The 2991-nt window shown below is 68.4% G+C and carries 3 protein-coding genes and 1 pseudogene; all 4 read right to left on the minus strand.

The window, feature by feature from the left end; genetic code table 11:
- A pseudogene (locus tag GH736_RS24700) lies at positions 1-454 on the minus strand (carbohydrate ABC transporter permease); the annotation flags it as partial.
- Positions 444-1415: a carbohydrate ABC transporter permease gene (locus GH736_RS20210; protein WP_159606525.1), complete on the minus strand. Its 972-nt coding sequence runs from the start codon at positions 1413-1415 to the stop codon at positions 444-446. The pseudogene GH736_RS24700 and the gene GH736_RS20210, both read right to left, overlap by 11 nt.
- A gap of 14 nt (positions 1416-1429) precedes the next feature.
- A complete protein-coding gene (locus GH736_RS20215) occupies positions 1430-2713 on the minus strand; it encodes an ABC transporter substrate-binding protein (RefSeq protein ID WP_159606527.1) in 1284 nt (427 codons plus the stop codon).
- A gap of 11 nt (positions 2714-2724) precedes the next feature.
- Positions 2725-2991, minus strand: a 267-nt coding sequence (locus GH736_RS20220; protein WP_159606529.1) for an FAD-dependent oxidoreductase, incomplete at its 5' end; no start/stop codon positions are given.

Below are 2991 nucleotides of genomic sequence, written 5' to 3' on the forward strand. Positions count from 1 at the left end.
CGCCCTGGCCGCGGAACCGGATGCGCGCGAACGCGTAGCCCGCCATCGACGAGAACAGCATGGTGCCCGCGGTCACCAGCACGGCGATGTACATCGAGTTGAAGTACTGGCGGGCGAACGGCTGCACCGTGAAGGCCTGGACGTACCCGTCGAGCGTCGGGTTCGACGGCCACAGCTCGGGCGGGAAGGCGAAGATCTCGTTGATCGGCTTCAGCGAGGACGTGACCATCCACCACGTCGGGAAGACGAACGGGACGGAGAGCACCAGCAGCAGTCCGTAGAACAGCACATTGCGCCACGGGCTCGGGCGGGTGCGTCCGCGTCCGGCCCGCTGGTCACGCGGCGGCTCGCGGAGGGCGTCGTCGACGTCGAGCACGGGCCGCGCCATGACGTCGGCGACCTGCTCGGCTGCGGCATCCGGCCCCGCGTTCATGGCGATCGCATCAGTTCTCATAGAAGACCCATCTCTTGCGGAGCTGCCACTGGGCGATCGTCAGCACGAGCACGATCGCGAACAGCAGGATGGCGAGCGTCGACCCGTACCCGAAGTGATGGAAGTCGAACGCCTGCTGGTAGAGGTAGTACACGAGCACGGTCGTCGAGATGCCCGGCCCGCCCTGGGTGAGCACGGCGATCTGGGCGAAGACCTGCAGCGAGCCCACGATCGTGATGATCGAGGTGAGCAGGATCGTCGGCGAGATCAACGGCACCGTGATGCGCCAGAAAAGCACGCGGTTGGATGCCCCGTCCATGCGCGCGGCCTCCTGCACCTCCTGCGGCACGCCCTGCAGGGCGGCGAGGAACAGCACCATGTTGAGGCCGACGTTCTTGAACACCTGCACGACGATGACCGAGGCCATGGCCGTCGGCCCCTCGCGGAGCCAGTTCGGCCCGTCGACGCCGACCATTTGGAGCAGGCCGTTGATACCGCCGTTGTCTTGGAGGAGGAAGCTCCACACGATCGTCCACGCCACGAGCGAGACGACGACCGGCGAGAAGAAGACCGTGCGAAACACGGTGATACCCCTGACCCGGCGGTTCAGCAGCACCGCGAGCAGCAGCGCCAGCCCGAGGTTCAGCACCACGAGCCCCGCCGAGAAGATGCCGGTCGCCTGCAGCACGGGTGCGAGCTTCGGATCACCCATGAGCTTCTCGAAGTTCTCGGTACCCACGAAGCGGAAGGTGCCCGCAAGCACGTTCCACTCGTTGAACGAGTACCAGAAGATCAGCACGAGCGGGAGTAGCACGAAGAGCACGATGCCGACGAACTGGGGCGCGATGAAGAGGTAGCCGGTCAGCTGGTCGCGCGTCGAGTAGCTCGGCACCCACCGGCGCCGTGGGCGCGGATCGCGGGGCGGGGCGGCCCCCGGCCGGGCTGGTGCCCGGCCGGGAGTCGTCACGGTGGCGTCGGCCATGGAGCGTCGACCTCCTAGCCCAGCAGCGGGTCGATGGCGGTGCAGACGCCCTCGAGCGCGGTGGGGATGTCGGCGTCGGGGACCCAGACCGCGTCGAGCGCCGAGCGCACCTCCTGGCCGATCTCAGCCGAGTCGGTGTGGCTCGGCCGGGTGACGCCGGTGTCGATGCCCGGGATGACGACGTCCTCGATCTGCTCGGGGGTGAGCGTCGGGTTCGTCGCAGCGAGCGTCTCGACGTTCAGCTGGGAGACGCGGGGCGGGGGGAAGTACTGGGCCAGCTGCTTGGAGTTCTCGGGGTTGGTGAAGAACGCGAGGAAGTCGGCTGCGGCCTCGGCGTTCGGGCCGTCGGCGAGCACGCCGATGCCGGCCTGGCCGACCATCGAGTACTCGCCCTCAGGCCCCTCGGGCAGCGGAAGCAGGTCCCATGCGAAGTCGCCCGCGAGCAGGGACGCGCGGGAGATCTGCGTCACCGTGAACGCCGACTCGCCGGCGAAGAAGTCGGCCGTGGTGCCCGGGCCCGGCATCGACTGCGACGTGAACGCCGCGTCGTGCAGGAACTCGAACGCCTCGGTCATCTCCGGCGAGTCGAAGGTGCACTCGGTGCCGTCCTCACTCCACGGCGCGGCGCCCCAGCCCATCCACACGGAGGCCAGGTTGTCCCAGGTCGTGTAGTCGAAGTCGCGGATCACGAACCCGGCCTTGCCGGTGGAGGCGTGCACCGCGGCCCCGGCCTCGGACACGCCCTTCCAGTTCCAGTCGCCGTTCGCCTGCATCTCGGCCGACGTCGGCAGCCCGGCGGACCTCAGGAGGTCGTCGTTCGCGAACATCACGAAGGGCGACGTCGAGAACGGGTACGCCACAAGCGAGCCCGAGTCGTCGTGCCAGAGCGCGGTGGCGCTCTCGGACAAGTCGTCGAACTCGTAGCCCTCGGTGCCCTCGAGCGTCTCGTCGAGGGGCAGCAACGCACCCGAGTCGACGAAGTCGGGTGCCGCGTTCTCGAGGATCCATGCGAGGTCGGGGGCGCTGCCGCCCGCGATCTGCGTGGTGACCGTGGTCGTGTAGTCCTCGAACGGCAGCGGGTCGAAGGTGATGTCGGTGACCTCAGGGTGGTCCGCCATGTACGCGTCGGCGATCGAGTCGAACAACGCGAGGTGGTCCTCGTTCGAGGTCCACACGGTCATCCGCAGCTCGACATCGGATGGGGTGGAAGCCGGTGCCCCTCCGCCCGAGCAGCCCGCGAGTGCGAGCGTCGCTGCGGCGGCGAATCCGACACCTGTCAGCGCCCTTGCTGATCTCATGATGATTTCTCCTAGTATCCCGAGACGCCGGCCGGCCAGTGCAGCTCGACGCCTCCGTTCGTGAGCAGGGTCTGGAACTCCGCGAGGAGTTCCGGGTTGGTGCGGATCGCGCGGGGGCGGGACGCACGATCGAGGCAGAAGACCGCGAGGCGGCCGGCCGCTTCGCCGATGTTCCACTCCACCGGGTGGAGCCGGAAGGCCCCGTTGGTGATGTGGGTGGTACCGACGTTCTTGCCCGCGGGCAGGAGGTTCTCCAGCCGGCGGGGGATCAGGGCTCC

This window comes from Agromyces humi, from assembly GCF_009720255.1.
In the GTDB taxonomy this organism is placed as follows: domain Bacteria; phylum Actinomycetota; class Actinomycetes; order Actinomycetales; family Microbacteriaceae; genus Agromyces; species Agromyces humi.

Excerpts from the sequence above, each read along its gene's own strand:
- GH736_RS20210 (WP_159606525.1), bottom strand. The coding sequence starts at position 1,415 with ATGGCCGACGCCACCGTGACGACTCCCGGCCGGGCACCAGCCCGGCCG.
- GH736_RS20215 (WP_159606527.1), bottom strand. The coding sequence starts at position 2,713 with ATGAGATCAGCAAGGGCGCTGACAGGTGTCGGATTCGCCGCCGCAGCG.